This is a genomic window from Nitrospira sp. Nam74, from assembly GCF_965152615.1.
Window position 1 is genome coordinate 2,185,208 of sequence record NZ_OZ224220.1, and the last position, 25,171, is coordinate 2,210,378.

20 protein-coding genes and 1 pseudogene are annotated in these 25,171 nt (G+C 55.5%); 14 read left to right on the top strand and 7 right to left on the bottom strand.

Going from position 1 to position 25,171, the window contains the following annotated elements; all coding sequences use genetic code 11:
* Positions 1–374: 374 nt before the first annotated feature.
* The 6 genes and pseudogenes from ACWHYZ_RS10365 (at position 375) to ACWHYZ_RS10390 (ending at position 6,768) form a co-directional block, all read left to right on the top strand.
* Positions 375–1,631 carry an amidohydrolase gene (locus ACWHYZ_RS10365; RefSeq protein WP_447987177.1) on the top strand — a complete coding sequence of 419 codons (1,257 nt, stop codon included), beginning with the start codon at positions 375–377 and terminating at the stop codon, positions 1,629–1,631.
* A 105-nt stretch (positions 1,632–1,736) separates the two neighbouring features.
* Positions 1,737–2,171: an ester cyclase gene (locus tag ACWHYZ_RS10370; protein WP_447987178.1), complete on the top strand. Its 435-nt coding sequence runs from the start codon at positions 1,737–1,739 to the stop codon at positions 2,169–2,171.
* Between the two features lie 246 nt (positions 2,172–2,417).
* A pseudogene (locus ACWHYZ_RS10375) lies at positions 2,418–3,484 on the top strand (metal-dependent hydrolase family protein).
* A gap of 113 nt (positions 3,485–3,597) precedes the next feature.
* The gene (locus ACWHYZ_RS10380; protein WP_447987179.1) at positions 3,598–4,209 is read left to right on the top strand and encodes a trimeric intracellular cation channel family protein; all 612 of its coding nucleotides are present in this window, start codon (positions 3,598–3,600) and stop codon (positions 4,207–4,209) included.
* A 20-nt stretch (positions 4,210–4,229) separates the two neighbouring features.
* A complete protein-coding gene (locus ACWHYZ_RS10385; RefSeq protein WP_447987180.1) occupies positions 4,230–5,249 on the top strand; it encodes a hypothetical protein in 1,020 nt (339 codons plus the stop codon).
* A gap of 622 nt (positions 5,250–5,871) precedes the next feature.
* A complete protein-coding gene (locus ACWHYZ_RS10390; protein ID WP_447987181.1) occupies positions 5,872–6,768 on the top strand; it encodes an alpha/beta hydrolase in 897 nt (298 codons plus the stop codon).
* 951 nt (positions 6,769–7,719) lie between these two features.
* Here ACWHYZ_RS10390 and ACWHYZ_RS10395 read toward each other — a convergent pair.
* Positions 7,720–7,971, bottom strand: a complete 252-nt coding sequence (locus ACWHYZ_RS10395; protein WP_447987182.1) for a sensor histidine kinase — start codon at positions 7,969–7,971, stop codon at positions 7,720–7,722.
* A 370-nt stretch (positions 7,972–8,341) separates the two neighbouring features.
* Here ACWHYZ_RS10395 and ACWHYZ_RS10400 point away from each other — a divergent pair, with 370 nt between their 5' ends.
* Complete coding sequence (locus ACWHYZ_RS10400; RefSeq protein WP_447987183.1) at positions 8,342–8,824, top strand: DUF2231 domain-containing protein; 483 nt, start codon at positions 8,342–8,344, stop codon at positions 8,822–8,824.
* A 1,040-nt stretch (positions 8,825–9,864) separates the two neighbouring features.
* Complete coding sequence (locus ACWHYZ_RS10405) at positions 9,865–11,391, top strand: hypothetical protein (RefSeq protein WP_447987184.1); 1,527 nt, start codon at positions 9,865–9,867, stop codon at positions 11,389–11,391.
* Positions 11,392–11,792: 401 nt separating this feature from the next.
* Here the strand turns inward: ACWHYZ_RS10405 and ACWHYZ_RS10410 are convergent, their stop codons facing one another.
* The 4 genes from ACWHYZ_RS10410 to ACWHYZ_RS10425 all read right to left on the bottom strand — a co-directional run bounded on the left by ACWHYZ_RS10410 (position 11,793) and on the right by ACWHYZ_RS10425 (position 14,272).
* Entirely contained in the window at positions 11,793–12,461 is a 669-nt protein-coding gene (locus ACWHYZ_RS10410) for a hypothetical protein (protein ID WP_447987185.1), read from the bottom strand.
* Positions 12,462–12,478: 17 nt separating this feature from the next.
* Positions 12,479–12,967: a universal stress protein gene (locus tag ACWHYZ_RS10415; RefSeq protein WP_447987186.1), complete on the bottom strand. Its 489-nt coding sequence runs from the start codon at positions 12,965–12,967 to the stop codon at positions 12,479–12,481.
* A 338-nt stretch (positions 12,968–13,305) separates the two neighbouring features.
* Entirely contained in the window at positions 13,306–13,485 is a 180-nt protein-coding gene (locus ACWHYZ_RS10420) for a hypothetical protein (protein WP_447987187.1), read from the bottom strand.
* Between the two features lie 238 nt (positions 13,486–13,723).
* Positions 13,724–14,272 carry a hypothetical protein gene (locus ACWHYZ_RS10425; RefSeq protein WP_447987188.1) on the bottom strand — a complete coding sequence of 183 codons (549 nt, stop codon included), beginning with the start codon at positions 14,270–14,272 and terminating at the stop codon, positions 13,724–13,726.
* Between the two features lie 317 nt (positions 14,273–14,589).
* Here ACWHYZ_RS10425 and ACWHYZ_RS10430 point away from each other — a divergent pair, with 317 nt between their 5' ends.
* Both ACWHYZ_RS10430 and ACWHYZ_RS10435 read left to right on the top strand, forming a co-directional pair.
* Positions 14,590–15,615 (top strand): glycosyltransferase family 4 protein, encoded by a 1,026-nt coding sequence (locus ACWHYZ_RS10430; RefSeq protein ID WP_447987189.1) that lies wholly within the window; start codon positions 14,590–14,592, stop codon positions 15,613–15,615.
* A gap of 33 nt (positions 15,616–15,648) precedes the next feature.
* Positions 15,649–15,903 carry a SemiSWEET transporter gene (locus ACWHYZ_RS10435; protein WP_447987190.1) on the top strand — a complete coding sequence of 85 codons (255 nt, stop codon included), beginning with the start codon at positions 15,649–15,651 and terminating at the stop codon, positions 15,901–15,903.
* A 17-nt stretch (positions 15,904–15,920) separates the two neighbouring features.
* Here the strand turns inward: ACWHYZ_RS10435 and ACWHYZ_RS10440 are convergent, their stop codons facing one another.
* Positions 15,921–18,086: an amylo-alpha-1,6-glucosidase gene (locus ACWHYZ_RS10440; protein ID WP_447987191.1), complete on the bottom strand. Its 2,166-nt coding sequence runs from the start codon at positions 18,084–18,086 to the stop codon at positions 15,921–15,923.
* Between the two features lie 502 nt (positions 18,087–18,588).
* Between ACWHYZ_RS10440 and ACWHYZ_RS10445 the strand changes: the two genes are divergently transcribed.
* Together ACWHYZ_RS10445 and ACWHYZ_RS10450 are read left to right on the top strand one after the other, a co-directional pair.
* Entirely contained in the window at positions 18,589–18,777 is a 189-nt protein-coding gene (locus tag ACWHYZ_RS10445; RefSeq protein ID WP_447987192.1) for a hypothetical protein, read from the top strand.
* A 37-nt stretch (positions 18,778–18,814) separates the two neighbouring features.
* On the top strand, positions 18,815–19,261 hold the full coding sequence (locus ACWHYZ_RS10450; protein WP_447987193.1) for a ribonuclease HI family protein: 447 nt from the start codon (positions 18,815–18,817) through the stop codon (positions 19,259–19,261).
* Between the two features lie 638 nt (positions 19,262–19,899).
* Here the strand turns inward: ACWHYZ_RS10450 and ACWHYZ_RS10455 are convergent.
* Positions 19,900–20,967, bottom strand: coding sequence for a DsbA family protein (locus ACWHYZ_RS10455; RefSeq protein WP_447987194.1), 1,068 nt, complete (start codon positions 20,965–20,967; stop codon positions 19,900–19,902).
* 479 nt (positions 20,968–21,446) lie between these two features.
* Here ACWHYZ_RS10455 and ACWHYZ_RS10460 point away from each other — a divergent pair, with 479 nt between their 5' ends.
* Together ACWHYZ_RS10460 and ACWHYZ_RS10465 are read left to right on the top strand one after the other, a co-directional pair.
* Positions 21,447–23,345, top strand: a complete 1,899-nt coding sequence (locus ACWHYZ_RS10460; protein WP_447987195.1) for a hypothetical protein — start codon at positions 21,447–21,449, stop codon at positions 23,343–23,345.
* On the top strand, positions 23,342–25,165 hold the full coding sequence (locus ACWHYZ_RS10465) for a hypothetical protein (RefSeq protein WP_447987196.1): 1,824 nt from the start codon (positions 23,342–23,344) through the stop codon (positions 25,163–25,165). Before ACWHYZ_RS10460 ends, ACWHYZ_RS10465 begins: the two co-directional genes overlap by 4 nt.
* Positions 25,166–25,171: the final 6 nt, after the last annotated feature.

A 25,171-nucleotide genomic window follows, 5' to 3' on the forward strand; every position in this document is an offset into this window, starting at 1 on the left:
AGCAAACTCTTGCCGCTTCGATGGCATCCAACGTCGAATGGAGTTGGACATAACTTTCCGTCTTCGGCTGATGCAACTGCATGGTTAATAGTTCGATGATATACCCACAGAACCGAAGTGTCCTCCGAATTGGGGGCAAACTTGAACGATGAATGACATGAGTCCAAACGCAAGTAGCGTTGAAAGAGACTCAATCCTACGGATGCCTCGCACGAGAGGCTGTGGAGCGCTGTGCAAGTTGGGGTTAATGCAAGAAGCGCTAACTTGGAATGAACAGGCTGTATCCGTTGTCGTCGTACGTTTCAGAGTGGAAAACCCCTGGCGTTACCTGGATCGAATGGTCGTAAATCCATCAGTTGAAAGGATTTCGACATATGGACGCGATAACTTCCGCCACTGCACTCGCAAATCTCGGCAATTGGCTTCCTGGCTTGGAGTCCGTCTACAAAGACTTGCATGCTCATCCCGAACTGTCGATGCAGGAAACACGGACGGCTGGCATCGCGGCGGACCGTCTTCGTGCCGCCGGCTATGAAGTAACAACGGGGGTTGGCAAAACCGGTGTCGTGGGCGTGCTCCGCAACGGCAATGGGCCGACGGTCATGCTGCGAGCCGATATGGATGCGCTGCCTGTCGAAGAGGCGACAGGCCTGCCGTATGCCAGCAAGGCGACGGCCGATCGAGAAGGCAAGACCGTGCCGGTCGCGCATATGTGTGGCCACGACATGCATGTGACTTGGCTTGCGGGTGCGACACAATTATTGGCCGAGTCACGCTCGACATGGCGCGGCACGTTGATGGCGGTCTTCCAGCCCGGAGAAGAGACAGCGGAAGGTGCACAGGCTATGATCGACGACGGTCTTTTCAAGCGCTTTCCCAAGCCGGACGTGGTACTCGGCCAGCACGTCATGGTGGGGCCATCGGGCACCGTTGCCGGACGCGCGGGTGCGATCACCTCCGCGGCGGATAGCTTGCAGATTCGTTTGTTCGGTCGCGGCGCGCATGGATCGATGCCGCAGGCCAGCATCGATCCCGTCGTCATGGCGGCCGCAACCGTGATGCGGCTTCAAACTGTTGTCTCGCGTGAGGTGGCCGCCGCCGAGGCTGCCGTTGTGACCGTGGGTGCGCTGCAGGTCGGCACGAAAGAGAATGTCATTCCCGACGAAGCCATCATTAAACTCAACGTGCGGACGTTTGATGCGGGCGTTCGGACACGCGTGCTGGGTGCGATTGAACGGATTGTCAACGCCGAGGCTGCAGCCTCGGGAGCTCCGCGCAAACCTGAAATCACGACGTTGGATCATTATCCGCTGAATGTGAATGACCGGGACGCAAGCAAGCGGGTGGTCGACGCTTTCCGGGGGCATTTCGGCGCAGAGCGGGTTCGTGAAACGGGGCCGGCGCCGGCGAGTGAAGATTTCGGATCGTTCGGATCCGAGTGGCACTCCCCATCAGTATTTTGGTTCGTCGGCGGCACGGACCCAAATATCTATGCGAAGGCCAAAGAGGCCAATCGACTGAACGAGCTTCCGGTCAACCACAGCCCGAAGTTTGCGCCGGTCATCCATCCCACGTTGCGAACTGGGGTTGAGGCGCTGGTCGTCGCGACAAGAGCGTGGCTACCCGCGTAGAAGATGTCGCGATTGAGGGGCCTTTTTAGATAGGGCGTAGGTTGCGCAGCATTAGACCGTGGGCAAACGCTGAGGAATAAACATTCAACATAGTAGGTGAACAATATGAGCGGTGAAAAAAATATGGAGTTGATGCAGACTCTGGATGATGCCTGGAATAACCAAGACTGGGAGACCTTCAACAAGCGCCATACTGCCGACACGGCGGTGTATTGGCCGGGGCAGCCCAAGCCAACGAGGGGGCGGGACAATCATCGGACGGAATCAATCGAGTTTTTCAAGACATTCCCTGACAACCATATCGACAACCGCCCTTACAAGGTGCTCTTCGGTCAGGGCGATTGGACCTGCTCCATAGCTAGATTTACGGGCACAATGAAGGGGCCAATGAAAGGGCCTGACGGCAGAGAGATTCCACCCACGAACAAGTGCTTCGAGGTCGAGTTCTGCACGGTTGCACGTTGGAAGGACGGCGAGATCGTCGAGGAGAAACTCTTCTACGACCAAGTGGGATTGATGAAGCAGATCGGCGCGATGTGAGGCAACCGCTTGTCATCATCCGCGTAACCAGCAGAGATACGGTGAGGCAACGCGTGTCGGCCGAGTGGCGCGAGGTCATTCATGTCGAAGACGGTGCTTATATGTGAGAGACTTTTCGATGGGGTAAGCGATACACTCGCCGGGCCGGCCGAGATCTTGATCGACAACGGTGTCATTGCCGAGATTGCGCAAGCGGTCGCTCGTTCAGCCTCGGCGACCGTGATTGATCTGGGCGATCGGACGGTCATGCCCGGATTTATTGATACTCATGTCCATCTCTGTCTAGACGGACTCAATCTCCGACAGCAGATCCTTGAATGCTCCGCGACCAAAGCGCTGAGAGGACTGCATCTTGCGCAACAATACATGCGCTACGGCTTTACGACCTTGCGCGATATGGGAACGCTGGATCCGGACTGGCCGACCATTAACTTGCGCGATGCGATCGACAACGGCCTCATTCACGGTCCACGCCTAATCGTTGCCGCACATATGATCAGCGCAACCGGCGGGCACGGCGACATGCAGGGCGCATTTCCATGTCGAGGCCATCTCGAGCTCTCGAAGGTCGCGGATTCACCCGGCAGGATTCGTGAGCTGGTTCGCGCGGAACATGCGTTCGGCGGCGACTGGATCAAGACGATGAACACGGGCGGATACATGAGCTTCGGCGACGATCCGGCGACGGTGACGTGGTTCGAGGACGAGATGCAGTGTCTGGGAGAAACCGCGCGTCAGCTTAGGATGCCTGTCGCGGTGCATACGGGCGCAGCGGAGGATGCAAGCAGGCATTGCGCGCCGGCGTCCGCAGTCTGGAACACTGCTACCTGATTGATGATGAAGGCATCGCCATGGCAGAGCAAAGCGAAGCCTTTCTCGTTCCGACCATGCAAATGACGCGTGAAGACAACGCCATGCTAAAGACGGGACAATTGCCGATGCAGGCAACCTGGAAGTTTCAGCGCGATGTAGCTGAGATCGAACGCGCGCAGAAACGCATTGTGACGAGCAAGGCACCTGTGGCTTATGGGACCGACTGCGGCATGTTTCCGTTCAGTCACGGAATACTCGAGTTTCAGGCGATGGTCGCGGCAGGGCTGGCACCGCTCCGTGCATTGAAAGCTGCAACCAGTGTAGCAGCAAGCCTCTTGCAACGGGACGACATTGGCGTGCTTGCATTCGGCAAACAGGCCGATATCGTCGCGATGCCGGGCGACCCCATTACCGATATCGCCGCCACCGAAAAGGTGGATTTTGTCATGAGAGCCGGACGTATCTACCGGCATCAGTCATTTGACCTTTTTCAGTCCTGACGTCTCCGTGGCGATCCAACCAACTTTGCACACAGGCTCGGAGGCGCTCGTGGAGGCCGGTCAGGGCTGGCTAACCGACATAAAGGGCAATGGTTGTCGGCTGATATATCCTCGTGAATACGCTGCTGGTGGCTTTCGATCTTAGTGGCACCTTCGTGTTCGCGCTCAGCGGCGCGACGGCCGGGGTCAAGCACAGGCTCGATCTTTTCGGAGTTCTCGTTTTGTCGTTCGCCGCGGGTAACTCCGGTGGGATCGCCCGCGACGTGATGATTGGGGCGCTTCCCCCCGCGGCCATCAGCGACTGGCGATACATCACTGTCTCAATCCTTGCCGGACTGATTACGTTCTATTGGTATGGAATCATCAACCAACTGAGTAGCCCTGTGCTGGTGTTCGACGCTGCCGGACTGGCGCTCTTTGCGGTTTCTGGCGCGAGTAAGGCCATGGCGTTTCAGGCCGGGCCGACTGCGGCTATGTTGCTCGGCATGCTGACAGGAATCGGCGGCGGCATTGTACGGGATGTGCTGGTGAGGGAAATCCCCACCGTGTTGCGCACCGAGCTTTACGCGGTCGCGGCCTTCGTTGGCGCGGCTGTGGTAGTAATTGGAAGGATGCTGCATCTCCCATCATTCGGGGCGGCTGTAGCCGGCGCAATCCTCTGCTTTGGACTTCGATTTATGGCCATGCGTCGAGGTTGGCACCTTCCGATCGCACGCTCGCCGTAACAAGCCAATTAAGAAACCGAATGCTAATTGATCAAACGGACACGCAGTGTCTTCTCCGCGCTGGGTTGTCTGTTCTCACTGTGGTTGTTGCTTGCTGTGCCTTGCCAAACATCGTGCGCGGGGATGGCTCGGAGGACCGCGGATCGATACTTGAGCATACAGCCTTTACAGGAACGCTCCTGACGACCCGGGGAAGTACGGTCAGCCAGGGCAATCTGATGATCATGCCGTACTTCTACTCTACGCGATACGGTGGCCTCTATAACAACAATTGGCGGCTCCAATCAGCGACCGTGACGCGCACCAATATCCAGCAAACCCTCCTGGTCTATGGGTTGACAAGCCGAATCGATGTTGAGATCGCGCCGCAATGGGTCGGCAATCATGCCGAAGGCAAATCGTTTGTCGCATTCGGCGATTTTCCCCTTCAAGTTGGCTTTCAGGCTCTGCGCGAACGGTTCGATACTTGGCTCCCCAATGTCCGACTATGGGTGCAAGAGACTTTTCCTACGGGGCACTATACTGAACTGAGTCCAACGAGCGAGGCCGTCGCGGCGACCGGCGGCGGATCGTTTGCCACCACCCTAGGCCTCGGCGCGCAAAAACTCTTCTGGTGGACCGAGGACCACGTGTTACGTACGCGCCTCAACGTGACCTATGGTTTTTACTCGCCAGTCAAGGTCCAAGGATTCAATGCATACGGCGGCGGGTTTGGCACTCAGGGCACGGTTGAGCCGGGGTCAGTCACGACTGTGATCGTTGCTGGCGAGTATACCCTCACGCGCCATGTTGCCCTTTCACTCGATATCGGTTTACAGGTGACCAACGCGACGCATTTTTCGGGTACGACTGGTGTCGGCCTGAGCGGCCAACCGGTGACCATCGGTGGCGGCTATAAGGAAGTCATCGCGGTCGCCCCGGGCGTTGAATACAATTGGAACGAGCGCCTCGGCGTCATTGTCGGCCCATGGTTCAGCCTGACGGGTCGAAACACGTCTGAATTCTTCGGAGTAGTGGCGGCACTCTACTTGGTTAGATAGGATGACGCGCGCATACCCGACATGCTGAGAATGAATGGATCCAGTTTCTGAGCGACCAACAGCTACTCCAATACACCAGGATAGATGTGTCGTTCACCATCTCGCTGCTTCCTGTGCGGTAAGATGCTTTGGCCTCTTCATTGCCTCTTTCATTCTTGAAATGCATTAGTGCAATCAGGCGTTGTGTGGCCTGTGGACCCTGATCCGGGGCAAGGTTCCGGATTTCTGCCGACACCTTTGGCCGACGCCGGGTGGCCGCCTTGACCTGATTTCCAGGCGGACATACACCGGGACGCAGATAGGATAAGAAAAAGCCGATCACAGTCCCGCATGCCGACGTCTCATGTACTGAACGGCAACGGTACTATAGCCCGCGGTGTAGTGCTCCGCATTTGCCATCACGCCTGGCGAACTTTTTATGCAAGTTTCTTCACGTCAAAAAAAGACTGAATACGTCTCAATTTCACAAACACGGTCAGCATCCGGCTCGAATTCGGCATTATCCGGTCTTTATAATATGTGAGCAGTGATCGCTTGCCGGAAGCACCGTGCTTTCCGACGCTCGATACCAGGGTTTATCTGATTCAGGTATATCCCACGATCGCGTCGTGCGAGGAGGGTCATGGCCGACCAAGAAATCGATGCCATCCGTGCGTTCCTGCTGGCCAAGCCTCGGCCGAATGAGCTCAGCGAACGGCGGAAGCGCCTAGATGCTCTAGGAATCCAATATGAGATCGCCACCGACGTGCGTATCGAGTCCATCGACGCAAACGGCGTCAGAGCGGAATGGTCTTCGACTCCGGATGCCGACCCTGCATGCGTGATCCTATTCCTGCATGGGGGTGGCTACGTGTCTGGTTCGCTCGATAGTCATCGGGCATTGGTCGCGGAGATCGGCCGAGTGTCCGCAGCTCGCACGCTGGCGCTGGGATACCGGCTGGCACCCGAGTATCCGTTCCCAGCGGCGCTCGACGACGCACTGACCGGGTATCGTTTTCTGCTGTCCTGCGGCATCCACCCACGTCACATCGCGGTGGCAGGCGACAGCGCCGGCGGTGGCCTGACCGTGGCGCTGATGGTCTCCGCCCGCGATGGGCGCCTGCCGCAGCCAGCCTGCGGTTGGTGTATCTCCCCGTGGGTAGATTTGGAATGCCTCGGGGCAAGCATGACCAGCAAGGCTGAGGTCGACCCGTTGATTCAGAAACCCTACCTGAAGGAGTTGGCTGCGGCGTATCTCAATGGCGCCGATCCCCGCTCCGCGCTGGCTGCGCCACTATATGCCAATCTGAAGGGCTTGGCGCCACTTCTGATTCAGGTCGGCTCGGCAGAGACGCTCCTCGACGACGCAGTTCGTCTCGCTAATGTCGCTGGGGCCGCTGACGTGGCGGTGACACTTGAGGTATGGCCGGACATGATTCACGCGTGGCATCTGTTCCATCAGCAGGTCGCGGCCGGCAGACATGCGATCAGCCGCGCCGGAAACTTCATCCGCGGCAGGCGATCATGGGATCCTGGCTGAGCAGTCTCTTTTGAGTTTCCGAAAATCGTATGACGCTATTCTTCTGTGTGATGGAGCTGCTTCTCCTCGAGTTTTCGTCAATGTCGTGATTTCTGCTCGAGGGGTCAGGGTGCCAAGCTGTCTCGACCGTAAGAACGCCCGGTACCCTCTTTGCAAATCTGCCGCTCTATCGGACAAAGCCGCTCCGAGCCCACTTACTGCTCATTGCCTTCCGCACTGATTGTGTGCGCCTTCAATCAGGTCGCACACTACCAGGGTGAATCTGGTACATGTATACATTATCTTCCTAATCCTCGCACCCATCCTCGGCTTAGCGTTATGGGTCTACGATGTCGTGAATGAGCGGCGCCGGATTAGGCGAGACACCCTGCCAGAAGCAACGGCGCCACCATTAGAGCCGCCTTCAAAGTCGATACAACGTCCAGCAGCCTGACCGCCGGCTCATCAGTACCCTTTCCCTTGAGAAAGGGCTCGGTCAGTTGCCGCCGTGTTTCGGCCGCGTAGACTGTCTGGCAAGGAAAGCGATTCCGATGGGGTAGGGGAACGCGAAGAGATGTACCCCTTGCTGCGGAGATCCATTGATTTGCAAAGTATCGGGGGCCACGATAGTGCACCCGGACTAACTGTCTGGAGCTACCGCCGTCGTAAACCAAACTTCAACGATTTGGCTCAGGACCTCAATATTAAACGGCTTTAGAAGATAAGCTTGGGCACCTGCCTGCATGGCACGGATCCGGCTTGTTCAACGAAGTACCCCTTTGCCGATAGTCGATCACAAGAAGCTGTCGAATATCGGGATCATCATCGACGACCAGCATACGTTTACGTTGCGACAAATCCCACACGCGCCCTTCTTTCCACTTTGGACGCGGGAGGGTGAAATGGAATTCGGTGCCGTTATTCTCTTTACTGGTCACCGAAACGTCGCCACCGTGGAGTTCGATAAGGTTTTTACAATTGAAAGCCTATGCCAAGGCCTTTGACTTGTGTCTTCCCCTGCAGACCTATATGGAAGACCGGCTTAAACAACTTGGGGAGCGCATCAGACGAAATGCCTGGTCCTGTGTCATGCACCGAGACGCGGGCCCGCGTCTCGGTCTCCAGTCGAACAAACACGGTGATGGCGCCGCCTTGGGGGCTGTACTTAATGGCGTTATCGACAAGGTTTGTGACGATCTGATGGATTTTATCCGCGGATATCATCGCGCTGAGCGGCAGCGATGAGATCTACAGTCCTTTTCGGCTCTAAATACAGGACCTGCTGTATTGTTGGGGTCCTAAAAACAAAAGTAGGTTAGACCATCGAGGTGACCACGACATGCCGATGCGCCAAGATGGATCTTCGGTGAGGTCGCCTGCCTTAAGGTCCAATCGAGGAGGATGCGCTCAAGATAGCGAAGCGGATCCGTTGTATGCGCCGGGTATGTAGGGGGAGAGATCTGTGCTGGAGTGAGCGTAGATAACGCTCCGTTACACAACGACTCCCGCACTTGCATGCTCTGTGTAACAGTTGGATTCTGGATCGATGAAGCCTTCGCAGTCGGAATGACCGCTTGATGAAAGGAAAATAGTGATGGCTACACCAGCGAGTATTCACAAACATCCCATCCACCCGATGTTGGTGCCTTTCCCCATTGCACTGTGGATATTCTCTCTGTTCTGCGACATCGTGTATGGAATGGGATGGGGAGCGAGTATTTGGAAAGATATGGCGTTCTACACCATGATCGGAGGCATAGGAGGCGCGTTGCTTGCTGCGATTCCGGGACTCCTCGATTATCGGTCCTTGACGGACTCGCAAGTTAAACGAGTGGCTTGGTGGCACATGACCATCAATCTCTGTACGGTGGTGCTGTTTAGTCTGAACGCGTGGTTGCGCACGGGGGACCAACCGGACTCATATGCGCCTATTTTCTTGTCGGTGGTGGGCATCGCCCTATTAAGCATATCGGGATGGCTGGGCGGCGAGTTGGTCTATGTGCATGGTGTGGCCGTTGAACGGGATGAGACTTCACGAAGTACAAAGAGGGAAGAACATCGGGCTGCACATTTTTAGCCTAGTCACCGTCCCTCCTCGCTGGTGCCCTAGCGGCTCTCTGCCACCGTAGCCTAAGGGGTGCCCGGAATCTACCGCAGTACTCGCTCGCGCATCCGTGCGGACGAGCGGCCCCTGCAGGGTCCTACCGCCTCATACTCCTGCCCGAACTCCTGGAACACCTGTTGTGTCTTGTGATTCCCAGAAGTCGCAATCAGGCGCAACAACGAAAAACCCGGTGGTGCAGGCTTGCACCATCAATCCCCAACCTGCCCATAAGGGATGTTCAGCGTAGGGCTGGCAAACGACGCACAATCACAAACAGAAGAAGGCCCACTGCGTTGAGGGGGAAGTCCTCATCGTGGCGTCCCTGATACCGGTGATGTCCTTGTCGAGAGTTGGCCCCTCGTATTGATTATTGAACCGCTTCCTGCCGACCTCACTGCCGCACAATTCGCGAAACACCGAGAGTTGTAGGTAGGGACACCGCTTTTGGGATCGGATACGCCGTCCGTTTGTGGGTGCCATCGTATTGGCACCATTTACTACACGAAGACGGTCGCGGCCCACTTCGGCGCTCTCGTCTTCGGATACATCCATCAGATGCACGACTTGACCAGCACTTTCTGCTCAAAGGTCAACATGAAGGTTTCTTATCCATGGTAGCCGGTACCGCGTCTATGGCTCGACAGATTCTTCGTCGTCTTCGCCTCATCTAGAGCGCACAAACCCTTGCCTTTACATTGCACGCGTTCTGTCTGTGACAAAACCCTCCGCCCTTTTTAAGTAGGCCTTCCGGGTACCTCGAACAGACCGACTAGCCCGATACATTCAGCAGCAGGAGGCCTGCACGAGTATTTCACTACCATGCTAAAGCTAAGGAACCCTTGACAATGGCCAAGAACCGATATTAAAAATAGTTCTCATAATCACTTTACCGCTGAGCATAGGGTTCGAGTCGGCTCTCAATGGGGAAGCATCCAAGATCATTCGCTGTTCGAGATTGAAGGCGGGCACGTCGCTTTTCACACCGGGTTTTCACATAACAGGAGGGGGGAGAAATGAAGAGGTGGCTCGTATTTGCGGCTAGTGCATTGCATCTAACGCTGATACTTCCAGTATGGGCACAAGACGCGACTTTTGACGAGCGGCTGAAGCGGCTCGAGCGAGGCTATCAGGAATTGGAGGACAAAGAAAAGCGTGAACGAGAAGGGACCAGGCCGGACGTCGTCAGGCCGGAGATCCTCCGGCCTGACGAACCGCCACCCCAAGCCGGTATTGGATCATTACCGGATGTGGCGAGAGATCTTCGGAGACAACAGCAGGCCCCTTTGTCCTTCGGTTCAACCGGATCCGGCCGATTAGTCTATGCCAAGCCTTTTGTCTCTGCGCCGAAGGCTATCCTCGGCGGCTACATGGATATCCTGTACACCAACTTCTTTAACAAGGCCAGCATCGATAACGGCTATAGCAATATTACGGGCCGTGGCATCCACAGTAGTTACGACCAGCAGCGCTTCGTGCCGTTTATCTACGCTGATATTACCGAACACGTGAAGATGGCCGCTGAATTGGAAATCGAACACGGTATTCGGGAAACGTCGGAGAATGAACTGGAGTTCGGCTTGGAGTTTGCTCACATCGACTACTTGGTGCATGAGAGATTTAATTTACGCGCAGGCATCATTCTGCTTCCCGTCGGAAAGTTTAACCTCCTGCACGATTCTCCATTGAATGATTTGCCGGATCGCCCCTTAGTCAGCCAATTCATCATTCCCACGACGATGTCCGAGACCGGTGCGGGTTTCTACGGCACGTTCTATCCCAGTCGCAGATCCAAGCTCGACTACGAATTCTATGTCACGACAGGTCCCTGCGGGAACGACAAAACGGGCGCACCGACCGTCAATGAAGTCGATGGGACGCGGGGGTCTCGGCAACGAAAGTGTTTGACCACTGATGGATTGGATATTAATGATAATAAGGCGGTCGTCGGTCGTATGGCCTTTAGCCCCTTCCTCGGTGTGGAAATCGCCGGATCCGGTTACCGAGGCGCATACGATCCATTCGGCAAACGACCAATGAGCATTTGGGCCGTCGATTGGACATTCCAGCGCGGGCCATGGGAGTTAATCGGCGAAGCCGCGTGGGCGTATATTCAGGATAACTCGCGAGCATTGATGAATAATTCGATTCCCTCTCCACCCGGTCCGTTTGCTCCCGGCAGCCTTCTCACCGGCCTGGGTGGGAACAGCGGCCAGGGCATCCCTCCTCAACGGATGAGCGGCTATTACATTCAAGGGAACTATCATTTTATGCCCGAATTTCTCACCCGTCTTGCGCCGAAACGGTTTGGAGAAGGCTCCACCTTCACCGGCGTCCTGCGCTGGGACCGAGTCAACACGAACCTGGACCACCCGGGTGGACTCGGCGATCTGGAGCGCTTGACCTTGGGCCTGAACTTCCGGCCGGTCGAAGATACGGTGTTCAAATTCGCCTATTTCTTCGATCTGAAAAGCACCAACGCGGTGACGGAAGAACGCATTCATAACAACGGTATCATGGCGATGGCCGCCACTTACTTCTAAAGTGATCCCGGAGGCCAGGCCCGATCAGCAAATAACCGTTTCGCATCCAAGTAACTCCTTCGGATCCGGTTAAATGTTGCCCCCCTCATCGAGATGGGGGGTGGCTCCTCCAGGATTTTTAAGGTAAACAATTGATAGACCTTCAGATAACATCGTGGGCGCTTTGTAGATCTATGAGGACGAACGATATAGATAGCTAAAGAAGTCTCAAGTGATGGAGCCACTCGGAGTTAGAGTGTTAACCTAGCGTATATCGATCATTAATCGACGGCAGGTGGAGGAGCGATCTCGGCGCACCGATCACTTAGGCGGGGACGTGCATTGCTGTTTTACTTTCCATCTGTTCGATCTGTATCTGTCCGGTCGGACTGAAGCGATTACGCCATGGCGAGTGTCCAACATTACGATGTCCTGCGGATGAGCGCCAGTTCATCATTGAGCATGGCCGCGTGTGCCTCGCGGAGGAGTTGAGGTATGAGAATGATGATGAAGGCCCTGCCAAAGGCAAGGGGAGTAGACACGCGATTCTTCTCTTCCTGGAGCAGATCACACAGGCGATTCCAGTGATCCAGGTCGAACCCTTCGATGACGGACTCGAATATCTGCTTCAAGGTAGATTGGGTATCCGGAGGAATTGGCCACAGCCACCCCTCGCGTAGTCCGACCTCGCAGTAGACTCGTTTAAAAAGGACGCTTTGACCACCTTCGGTGTTGAGCCCGAGTTCCTGACAGATTTCAACGAGGACCTCCGCGCTATAGTTGTTCAAATAGAAAATAGTTTGCCGATGGACGCTTTCGGCCGCCAAGGCGAGGCCTCGTCGGTGTTCTCGTAAGCGGGCAAGTTTGTGCTCAACTGTCCCGGTGAACGGCAGACCCAGATCTGCCAACCAGCGAGAGAGCTCGTTAGAAATCGACAGGTTGATATAACACTCAAGAAGCTCCTCAGGGCTGCCTACCAACTGATCCGAGCTCGTTTTCAGTGCGTCATCGCTTAGAGGCTCGCTGCCTCTGCTGATAACCTCGGATCCATCGGCATCATGGTGATGATATTCGTTTAGTGAGGATTCCATGATAAAACTCCAGCGTCTTATCCCACAATCCAGAGCGTGAAACCGCTTCCTTCGTGAAGCAAATGGTCGGTAATGCTGCTACGCCAGAGCCGCTTCATACCTGAACGCCCGTCCCGGCTGACCACAACTGTCCCATACGCCCCGGCGCGAGCCTCCTCCAGAATATTTCTGCCCACATCGTCTTCGTGTCCGAATTTAAGAGTGACACGGTCGATCGGGAATCCGGTATGCGCCACAGCTTCAAGCGCTTTCACCAAGATCGGATATTCAACAGCGCTTTCAGCTTTGACCCATTCCTCCTGCTCCGTCCGTAAGTGTCTGCTCAGTCCCGCCTCAACATGTGGATTTTCAGATCCTCCATGTTCCAACAATTCGCGCGGGAGAGGTTTGAGAACGTGAAACAGCGTGAGCTGTACATCGCGCGTCTCGCGGAGCAACCCACCCACATAGGTCACGGCTTCCTGTGAACACTCGGATCCGTCTACGGCCACCAGTATTCGTGTCACAGAATGAATCTTCCTCCTGTGAGAAGTGATTGAGCCTGAACGTGGTGACCATCGGCCTATAGGACTGAAGCAGGAGATGCTGCACCAGAACCATCTTTATCCTGTTCTGGCGCAGTGAATCCCTCCCATGTCCCGTCACCGCTTCAATTACACACTTGCTGGCCGGCTAGAATGTACAGCAGGCGGGAAAAGATCACGATTCGCCAAACGGGCGATATCATCTCCCCTGTTTGGGTGATAGGCCACAATGACGTTCAAATCATCGAGCTTTCGGCAGACCAGCACGCCACAGCATTGGACATTTCAAAATCACCGTACGGGAAGTTATACCGGACTCCTCATTGATGTCCAATACCACCTGGCGTATGCATCCCATCCGTGGAGGAGGATAAACTCATTTTCTTTCTGCCCCGAAGGTTCGCGTTCGCTCCATGCACCCCTTCGTCGAAGACTACTTTGTCATCCTTGAACCGGTGTTTGGCATGATCGATGGCGCGCTTGTTTAGTTTCATCGCCATACCACTACCTCGGTCGATCATGAGAAATAGGGCTCGAACAGAGGGCACGGCTCCTGTTGATCATCTTCCAGTTCTCGCATTGCATGTGGCGGGAGCTGGCTTCGGTAAACAGTAGGATCACGCAATCTTGACTGGCAGTATTGACTCGATACTCCCCGGCAGCAGGAGGAGTAGGGGCAGTCCTTGAGTTCGGGGGAAGACGGCCTTCCCCCGAGAGAAGAACAAGTCCTGCCCGGGCTCATCGGGCTTTCGGCTTGATAATTTCGCTTCTGTCTATAAAGTCAGACACAGAATCAGAAAGCGGCGCTAGGGCTCCACTCGATTCATGGACTTGAGCCCGAGACTGGCCCATCTGACTGTGTTTTCCGGACAGTTGCGTCCGGATCGCATGCAGCTTGCGTAGGCCATCTTGATGAATGTTCTCTTGGGCGTCAAGAAGCAAGAGCAGCTGATCATCCTTATTTTGAGCAGCGAGCCGTACCGCAGCCACTTCTTCGCTCAACACCAGCTGCTGATCAAGCGACCGTTTCATAGCTGACTCGAGGGCGTCTAATCGACCCTCCTGAGCTTGCATGGAGGTGATCTGTTTCTCCTGCGCTTCCACCTTTTTCTTCGTGTCCTCCAGTGAGCTCAAACGGCTCTGCATCTGTTGTCGATTGTGCATAAGCGAGTTGTTCACGTGAGTCCGGAGCGCCTCTAGGTCGCTCTCCGTGGCACAACCTGGCAAGATCAGCAGACCGGTCACGAGCAAAGTTCGGCTTACCATTGATGGGCGTCCTCCATTCATGGCACACCTCCTTGTTACATAGAGCTGGCTCACACGGAGATGATACACCTCTTCTCAATCAACTTCACGTGACCACGTGCTTCTCCCGTGGTTCGGCGAATCCGACATATTGTGTCAGGCTGCCACGCCTGAAGACCGTCCGAATCGGCGGAAGGGACCATTGACGGTTAACCATAGGATAAAATCTTACGGCGATATTTGAGGATCACTTTACGGATGGGTCCATGTAAGATGAGGCGAAAAGAGACCGCGGGGAGGCCGCCGAATGGTGTAGACTTCGCGTGTCGGTCGGGCGTCAGACTCATTCAGATAATAGTATGCGTATTGCTCAAGTGGCGCATTTGACAGAGAGCGTGCCGCCGAAGATGTATGGGGGGAGTGAACGCATTATTGCGTATTTGACCGACGAACTCGTTCACTTGGGACATGACGTGACGCTATTTGCGAGCGCAGATAGTTCTACGACCGCCCGATTGGAGTCCGTGTGTGGGGAGGCCGTTCGCAGTCCTGAAACGCCGACGGAGCGCATGGCTCGATTGATATTATTGCAAGAGCGAGTACTCCAACTTTCGACACAGTACGATATCATTCACGCCCATCTCGACTTCTTGGCCTTTCCCCTCGCGCGCCGGTCGAAGACCCCGGTTGTGACCACGGTGCATGGCAAGCTCAATCTTCCGGAATTGCAAACCGTCTACCGGGAATTTTCGGAGGTGCCTTTAATCTCCGTGTCAGACGCTCAACGCCTACCATGCCGGTGGGCCAACTGGAAGGCGACCATTCATCATGGGCTGCCGCGCGATCTCTATCGCTTCAATACCGGCCCTGGTGGATACTTGGCCTTTCTCGGACGTCTCTCCCCAGAAAAGGGACCGGTCGAAGCCATCGAGGTGGCAAAACGGGTCGGTCTCCCACTACGCATCGCGGCGAAACTCGATGTCGCGGATGTGACGTATTATGAAGAAGTCATCAAGCCGCTCTTGACCGACGGATCGATCGAGTATGTCGGAGAGCTGACGGACCGCGAGAAAAATACATTCCTTGGAGACGCAGTCGCCCTGCTTTGCCCGTTTTGGCCGGAATCTTTCGGGTTAGTGCTCATTGAGTCCCTCGCCTGTGGCACGCCGGTCTTGGTGTATAACCATGGTTCTTTCCCAGAGATTATTGAACATGGCAGGACGGGATTTCTCTGTGCACATGTCGATGATATGGTAAAGGCGATTGAAAACGTTGCTGGTATTGATCGTGCCCGATGCCGTCAGTCCTTCGAGGAACGCTTTACGGCCGGACGCATGACGCGTGAGTATGTGCAAGTGTACGATGACATCGTTCGCGGGCATTGATCGGTGAAGACCTCTGGCGGCGATAGGATGAGCATGGATGCGATTACCATGATCGGGCTCTTGGCGGGCACGTTGACCACCATTGCCTTTCTCCCCCAATTGACCAAGACATGGAGGTCCAAATCTGCGAAGGATGTTTCGCTGGGCATGTTTTTGATTTTTTGCAGCGGCGTCTTACTCTGGTTAGTCTACGGGGTCTTGATCAATGCCGTCCCGATCATCCTGGCGAACGCGGTCACGTTGATTCTGTCCGGCGCCATTCTCGTGCTGAAATTGAAATACGGCTGAGCGAGGGACACTGAGGGCTATCGCGTGATGATCACGTCCAGATGCCCGTGCTTTTTCAACACTTCCACCCCGACCGAATGATCCTGCCGCCGTTCGAATCGAAGATCCACTTCCGCATGGCCCACCCGAAGCCGCTGAACCTCTACCTCATCCACAAAGTCCGGGAGTACCGGGCGACGCACCAGGAGTTGGTGCTCGAATGCCGCGGGGGTGAGACCCAGGAGTATCTGCACCATATAGGGAATGGCCCCGGCTGCCCATGCCTGCGGGTGGTTTGCGGCAGGGTAAGAAACCGGCGTGTCATATTCGGTGTCGCTAAAGCCTGAAAACAACTCCGGCATCTGATAACTCCTAAAATGACTAGCCGCTTTGACAAGGCCTTCAAACACGCGGGCGGCGTGGTGGTCGAACCCATATTGACGCAATCCTCCGGCAATCAAGGACGTATCGTGCGGCCACACGCTTCCTAGATGATACCCAAGAGGATTGTATGCAGTTTCCTTTTCGGACAGAGTACGAATGCCCCACCCACTAAACATATCCGTACTCATGAGACGGGTTGCCGTCAGTAACGCTTTATCGTGATCCGCAATGCCGGTCCATAACGCATGCCCGGGATTGGAAGAGATGACAGTGACCTGCTTTCCATCCTTCTCAAGGGCCAAGGCATAATACCCGCTGTCGGACATCCAAAAGTCCTTGTTAAAGCGGTGACGCAATCCAACGGCATCGCGGCGGAGTTGCTGGGCCCGGAAATCGTCCCCCGCTCGCCCATACAGGTCCGCCATACTCATGAGTGCCTGATATGCATAGCCTTGTACCTCGACCAGCGCGATCGGTGCCGTGGCCAGGGCGCCGTCTTTGTTGACAATTGCATCACCCGAATCTTTCCAGCCTTGGTTCTCCAGTGCTTTGTCAGTGCCATTGGCATAGGTGAGATACTTGCCGGCATTGATGCCTCCATAGTGCGACATCCATTCAAGGGCCCGTTCGATAGGTTCATGCAGCTCATGAAATAAGGCGAGACTTCCCGTCCAGGCTGCATGGCGACCAATCAACATTAAAAAAAGCGGGGTAGCATCGATCGATCCATAATACGGCGTATGAGGGATCAGACCGAGGTGCGCAGCCTCTCCCACCCGCAGTTCATGCAAAATCTTGCCGGGCTGTTCATCCCGCCATTCATCCACGCGTCGGCCTTGATAAGAGGCTAAAAGCCTGAGGGTATGAGCGCTGATACTGGGATCATACGCGAGCATTTGCCACGCCGTAATGAGACTATCCCGACCGAAGAGCGTGGCAAACCACGGCACGCCGGCGGCAAAGAAAAATTGGTCATGAAGCTTCATCCGTAGAACTCGGAGGTCGCGGAGTGAGCGATCGATCATTTCCTCCAGGAGCTCACTATCACTGAAAATATCTGTGGCGGAGGCGAGCCACTTGTCGGAGGCATCCTGCAGCTTGGCTTCAAGGTCCAGCACGTCCGGCTGGCGGTACGTCGGCATTGACGCGTCCCGTTCGGGGCTTTCCTGAATGACGAGCGAGAGCCGCACCTGTGTTCGCTCCCGGGGGGCCAGACGAAAGCGGTACTGCACGCTGGCGCCATCGATCAGGTCAGGGGACGGGGCGAAATGGACGGATAGCCGGCGATGCAGACCGTCTTTACCGTCATAGCGAAACTGCAACATGCCGTCCTTCCAGCGGGGCTCCTGCACCAGTTCCGGAAAAGGAGGAAGCGCGCCTCTGACCGCATACACGTCTTCAAAATCAGCGCGAAACATGAGCGCCAGCGACAATTCCGCGGGCTGCCGCGAAAAGTTCTGCACGGTGAGCATGTCATCGAGAGCCGGTATTTGACTGTCGAGAATCCGATGCCATCGCACTTCGATTTCTTCACGTTGGAGAACGTGGCCATTCGTGGCCTTCATTTTCAGATTCGCGAGCTCGAATTTGGCCATGAATCCTCGGGAGGCAGTCGCGGCCAACGGAGTCAACCGCATTCCTCCCAGACGCATTTCATAACCATTCAGGTATCGGCAGTCATGATAATAGAGACCGAGACCGTGCCCTTCTTCCAGTGGAACCGTGCCATCAGGATTGGTGAGAAAGAAGAGGTCCGCGTCCTTGATCACAATGGCATCGGCTAGTCCGCTCGTCTGTGATGGCCGACGGGGTGGCGGCATCTGCAACTTGCGGTTCTTGCGATCTTGAGCGGGTACGACAAGATCCAAGGTAGAGGTGTCACGCTCGAAGAATGGCCAGCGAAGGAAAAACGGCAGGAGGAGAAAACTGCGACGTGAAAGCCAAATCCTCAGATAAAGTCTCCTTATGCCGGGGAGGGCAGGCCGTTATGTGGATGTGCTTTAGGAGATGTGGTTTGTGTCGACATCCTTACCATGCTGCCCATATCCATTCAGGTCCATACAGTACTATGGCAGCTGCGTTATGGGATGTCAGTCACGGTTGCCAGGCTTGTCGTTAAAACAGGACGGTGCTAAGGCAAGGTTGATGGACGTCATGGCCATGAGGGAACCCTTGTGTAACAAGCTTCACTTCTCAATTACCACTTAATCATGCTGCCTGCTCTCTAAACCCGATACCACGACTCAAAGAGGTGGACATTCAGGACTTCTTCGGGGTAGGTTCGGTGAGGCGGTCTGGAGCCCGCCATGAAAGCGAGGTCGTATGGTCCGTCTCTTAGTCTTCGAAAGTCGCATCCTAAACATCGATCTGATGACCCACTGCGAAATGGACTCGGATGGATCCGGCAAACTGCATGTCCATTTCTGTGACCAGACTGAATTGACGCTCGAAGGCCAGGAGGCAAAGGCCTTTTGGACATCGCTGCAGGCGGAGGGGTTTAAAGCGGGATGATGGTTGGCAGGACGCTAAAGAAGGAAAGGGCGGTCCATTGATCAATGATGCGTGCAGTTATGAGATCAGCCTCTACACCGACGGCGGTTGTCGGGGCAATCCAGGCCCCGGGGCAATCGGGATTGTAATTTGTGATGCGGCGAGCACCGTGCTGTATGAGCACGCGGAATGTATCGGGCACACCACGAACAACCAGGCTGAATATAGGGCGCTGATTAAAGGGTTGGACTTATGCGCTCGATACACGCGGGGCCGTGTCTCGTGTTATAGCGATAGCCAGATTGTGATTAAACAGGTGACCGGAGTGTATCGATTAAAGAACGAGGCATTACGTCCACTCTTCGACGAAGTCAAACGAAAAGTACAACAGTTTCGCGCCGTCGTGTTTCAGCACGTCCGCCGAGAGAATCCGCTGATTGCGAAAGCCGACCGCATCTTGAATGAGGCGTTTGATGGCTGCGCGCGGTCACGCGCCTATCAGTAATCTCGGTATTTTAACGATCTCACCCTCGGTCCACGAAAACAACCTGCACTGAATGCGTTTCCCCGCGACTGCGGCATCACCTCATGTCAAGATCACCGACATCCTTTCCATTCTTCTAGCCGTTGATCGGTATCAAATCGCGCATCTTGGCTCGTTCCTGCTTGAGGTGGTACGGTCTTCAACTTCCTCTTGGCTTGGAGTCAGTTCCAGGAGTTCACAGCAGCATTCCATTGGTGTCTGGCTGTTCAATGTGCTGTGCGGGCGATGCCAATTATAAAAGAACTGCCACTCTTCAAGCGGGTTAGGCACTGCCTGATCCTCCATGTCCAGGGTAGAATTAAGTTCCACTTAATCGGTTTCCTGTGACCGTTCGACCTTGCTGTTGGTATGGGGACCCGGGGGCGGTTCGGGTGAAATTTTAAAGTCGTGGCATTGAACGGCTACTACCGCAACGGCGACACACCGAGTCGGCATCGTTCGTTTCAGTATAAAGCTGAACCCACACCCCCTCGGCGACGTACCTCATCTTGATATCTATTCACCAAGACGAAATATACATTAGGTCATTGAAAGGAGGAGTGCGATCTCGGCAGCGCATGGAGCCGTACTCTCATTGTGTCGCACGAAACAAAGGTGTCCTATCGGCGGCTTGTTTTCTCGGCGCCTCCTGCGCCGTGTTGTTCGCGCGCCAGTTCGTCGTCGATAAGCTGGACAAAGGTCTCCAGTAGCTGGGCGCCTACGAGTTGTCGGCCATTGATAAAGAAGGCCGGCGTTCCTGTCACGCCCAGCCGTGTCCCTTCCTCCACATCCTGCTGGACGATGGTCTTGTATTTTCCGCTGCTCAGGCACTGCTCAAACGCCGATACGTCGAGCTCCACTTCCTGCGCATAGGTCTTCAAGTTCTCGAGACTCGTCTTCGGCGCCTGCGAATAGACTACATCGTGATACGGCCAGAACCTGCCTTGCTCATCAGCGCAGCGGGCCGCCTCATGCGCTCGTCGGGCTTCCGGATGAATTCCGTCGAGCGGGAAATCCCTGTGAACCACCTTGACCTGATCGCCATACTTCGCCAGGAGTGCGGTAAAGGTGGCCTGGACGCGCTGACAGTAGTGGCAGTGGAAGTCTTCGAACTTCACGATGGTGACCGGCGCCGTCGGTGATCCCTTGAACGGTGCGCCCTCCACGCTCACCGTCGCCCGAAAAACCGGTGGGGACTTGAGGTGTACGCTCACGACGGCCTGGGATCGAAGTGTATTAAGAAACGTCTCCCGCTGCGCGGCCAGCTTCTGTCTTTGGAGCTGAGCACGGATCTGTTCCCGGGCCGTTACCTCGTCGCCTGTTATCTGATTCTTATGGGAGTTGTAAATGATCTCGATCTCCTGCTCCGTTACAAGCCCGACTTTGGCGGTCACTTCAGCGTCGAGAAGAGCCGCCGTGGTGATCCCGCGTTTGTCCGCTTCACCCGCCAAGAGCGCGTCGTTCACAAATATGTCAAGCATCTGTCGCTTCATAGCATAGACCTGCTCCTGCAACTTCGCGAGCGGAGCGCCCAGGGCTTTCTCCACCTCGTCGTTGTTAATGGCGACACCATTCACGTGGGCGAGCGCCTCGCCGGCCTCGGCAGGCGCCGCCGGTTTCATCATTAGCATCAGCAACGGTATGGACGAGAGAAAGATGATGACTGTTTTAGAACGGAGTTGATGCATGTTGTGTCCTCTTCCTTTCGATACGAAACGCACTTACCTAAAACTGCGGGCCCATTATTGATTAGTTGCTGACTGATCACAAGGGCAGGTCTGTGGTGTTCTTGGGCAGTGGCTCTTGTTGATAGAGGCGCGCGTTCGCTGCTTCACCGCTCACGGGCAAGCGGCCCTCTCCGATTTACGGCCGTTTGAGCCTAGGCATATACGGCTATACGTACTCTATCGATGGCGCTCAAATATGTACACGAATCGCTTTAGATACGCGAGGGTATCTGATTGAGTACAAGACCCACAGTCAAGAGGAGTATACGTACATTTACAGTATGATCATGAGCTTTGATTGAATTCACGGTTGCTTCGTGGGCGAATCGTGATTCTCGACAGAAGAATTTTTCATGGCATGCCGAATGCTAACTCGACCATTGCCATGCGACTGGAAAAAAGAAAAACCATGACGGCATGGCGATGCCATGGAGGTCGACATGAAATATGCCCGCATCGCTCTCGCAACGTTCCTGTGTGTCTTCCTGTGTCCCTATAGCAGCCGTGCGCTCGTGAACTACGACCAGGGGCAACGCCAAATCAAAGGCGTGCAGCTCCTTCAGGACTTCAACGATCCGACAGCCTATTACTATGTGCCGCAGTTTCCGCGATTGGCGACGAAAGAAGACGGGACGTTTGAAATTGTGTGTCTGAAGTTCGTAGATACCAAGGAGGACGGGGCCAGCGGCGGTCTCTTCCATGCTCTTATCGAATTCAGTCTTCCGCCTGAATTGCTCCAGGAGATCGAAAAGGAGCTCAAAAAGCAGGTTCCGAATGCCCGGATCGCCGGCGCCGTTCCGCTCATGCAGAGTACCGAGAAGAACGAGAAAGGGGATGACGGCACGGGGGCATTCCAAATCGTATCTTCCGTTCTGCGCGATCGAGGCGACAAAGCATTCACCCGCACACTGGTGACGTCAGGACGTGCGCCGCTGACACCGGGCTCAAAAGCCGTTGTCGCGGCCGTGCTCAATCAGCAAGGTGCGACGCTGCTTTGGGATTCCCTGACCGGGCCCACCTCCGATGTGTCGGTGGCCATTCAGGCGTATTACGAAGCCGCGGTCCAAGGCTATAACGCCAAAGTGACGGCAGACATGACGACGGTCTACAAGCACTTCAGTACGACCAGCAGCCAACAAAAGGAATACACAAAGCGGCAGGTCAGGAAAGCGGTGGATGACCTTCAGCGGGATGGGACACTCAAAGTAGAAGTGTTCGATCGGTCAAAGAGCTTGGGCATCGACGCCAAAGAGATGGACGCGGTGCTTCAAACCGTCACGGATAAACTGACTGAACTGATGTTCGATCATACCAGCGGATGGGCAGCGGACCCGCCTCGAGAAGCGGCGGTCGAAGCCAACCAAATTCAAGGTCGGCAAGAGCGCGGTTGGTTTTCGAGCGTCTTCGGCGGAGCGCAGGATACGCCGTATTTCACCGACGATCAGTACGTGCTGAAGGATCGGAAAGACATCCGTCACAATACGTTTTCATTAACCCTTACGAAAGGCACCACCATCAAAGTGCCGGTCGATACGGCCGGTAATCTCGGCGGTCTCTACAAGGCCATGGGAAAGGATGAGCGGTACTTCCGGATCGTCAATCTCAACGATCCTGCCTTCCAATTCCGAACGGTTCACTTTCAAGTCGATGGCTCTTACATCGACTCCTTTCAAGACACGATCAATTTTGCATCCGTGAACATGCGCAAGATGTACAAGGACCAACCGTCCTTTGCCAAATCACTTCATTACACCAAGGAAGAGATCAAGGCGGGCAAGATGACCCAACAGATCGCCTATCCCCGGCTCGCCGTCGACGGTGACGACTGGCAGGAATACGAGTATCAGATCCGTTGGAGCGTGCGGAACGGGGCCACTATTGCAGTGCCCGCGGATGAAACGAAATGGATCCGTTCACGCGACGCCGCAGTCTCGTTGGTCCCGCCGTTTGAACGTCGGACCGTCGTGATCGAGGCAGATCGGCAGTTGTTTGCCCAGCGTGGAATGGTAACGGCAGTCATCGAATCCGGCAGCTATTTGGCGGGCAAGAAGCAATTGGAGCGCAAAGCTATCCTCCGCGCAAAGGATCCGAGTGCCAGCCAGGAGCTTTCGATCTATCACGATCGTGATACCCCGATTGCGGTCCGAGTCTCGTGGTTTAGTCCGAACGGTAAAGAAGGCCAGCAGCAGATGGTGCTGGAGCAGGATTTCATAGCTCTCGCTCCTCCGCAGTCATCCACACCCGTTGCACCTACCGCCCCTGTCGTTCCGTCTTCCTCTCCGACCGGGCCGATCGACGCCAAACCGATGGTGCCGCCCGCGGCAGGAGGTATCCGATGATTCGCCTCGTCTTTCTATCAATCCTGCTGTGCGGGACCGTCCTTGGAGCGGAATTCGGATGGGCGCAGCAGATCTTGCTCGATCAGGGGATGCGAGTCGGTGGACTCTGGTGTTTTCCCACTTTCGCGAACGCGCGCGAGTATGTGTACTTGCCGTATAGCGCGCGCCTCGCCGCTGATGATGCCGGCCGGCCGCAATTCTCCTTCGTCCGGTACGTCATCACGGCCCCGAAGACTGCTGCCACGGGCCAAAACACGGACCGTGTCGCCTCGGACGGCAATACGATTACCGACGCCGATGGCGGCGGCATTCTTCATTTCCTCGTGCTTCTCGATACTCCGCAATCCATGGTGGACGACGCGCAAGCGGAGCTACGCAAGAAGCTGAAGGATAAAGACATTGTGTTAAGGGGACCGCTTGTGTTTCAGGACGGACGATACCTGCTGGTGTCCTCGATTGTGAATCCGGCATCCGCGACGGCCGAGCGCAAGCTGCTGGCGTCCGGGCGGGCCCCCGTTCTCGAAGGCAATCGCCTCGCCTTGTCGTTCGATCTCAAACCCCAAGAAGCCACCTTGTTGATGGAAAGCTTTCGCATGAATACCCCGGACATCTCGTTGGTGTTCGACATGAGTTTTCTGGGATTGAGTGAAGCCTATGACGCCGACCTCCTGATCGACTGGTCGGAGGTTCACAACAGCAAAGCCTTTGGAGCCGGAGGAAGTGTCTATTTCGTCAGCGCGGACGTGAAATCAGCCTTTGACGAACTGCGACGGACCAATGCCATTCAATTGCACTCACGAGGTAGCGACAGCGCCATGGAAGGCTTGCTGACGAGTGTCTACAGCAAACTCCTCGATCTGCTGTTCCGTCCGGTGGAACCGGAAAAAGTGCCGCCCGATAAACGCGGCGGGCTCATGCAGGCCATCACTGCGCTGACAGATCCCGAGGACGGCCCCCTCTCGAGTCGAAATACCACCGGGTTCGGCGCGTATGTGGGATATCAACTGAAGGACATGAAATCGTCCGGCACTTCGATACTGAATTTCAATCATCGGGCCTCGGTGGAGCGGCACAGTTTGATCACGTTCAATATCGGGGATTTTTACAAGCGGTTTGGAAAGGACGAGAACTATTTTCGCGATGTGAATCTGGCCGATCCGATGTTTCAGCAGCGAGAAGTGCACGTCAAGCTGGATGGGGCCCTTTTGCCGGACTTCGACCGCTACATCAACACGGTGACTGTCACCATGCGGAAGGAACATCAGAATGGGCAGCACACGTTACGGGAAGTCGTCCTCAACCGGCAGTCCATCACCGAGAGTGCCGGCGGCTTCCGCATGTTCTATGGGTGGAATGGAGATCAAGACCGTCAGGCCTGGCTGCAGTACGACTATCGCACACGATGGAGTTTTAAAGGCGGCGGGACGTATGAGACGGAGTGGAAACGTATCGATGCCCCGATGATCGACGTGTTTGTTCCTTATGAACGGAGGGTCGTGCAGCTTGTCGGGAACAACGGAGACCTTCAGCGGAAAGGCGTACGAGCCGTCGTGGTGCAAGTGGAATATCCCTTCTTCAGCGAACGGCGTCGCCATCAGCTGGTCCTGAGGCCTGACAAACAGACCGACGAGCCGCAAGTGTCCATCACGCTCCCGCTTGGACAGTTCGATTATGAGTACACCATTACCTGGCAGATGACCAACGACCGTCGTCTGACGGATCATCGGCGCGACTCCACCGGATTGGTGTTCATCGACGAGTTGCCGGATGGCTCCGCCACCATTCTGTCTCCGCCCGGCAGTGCACAATCACCATTGTAGGCAATT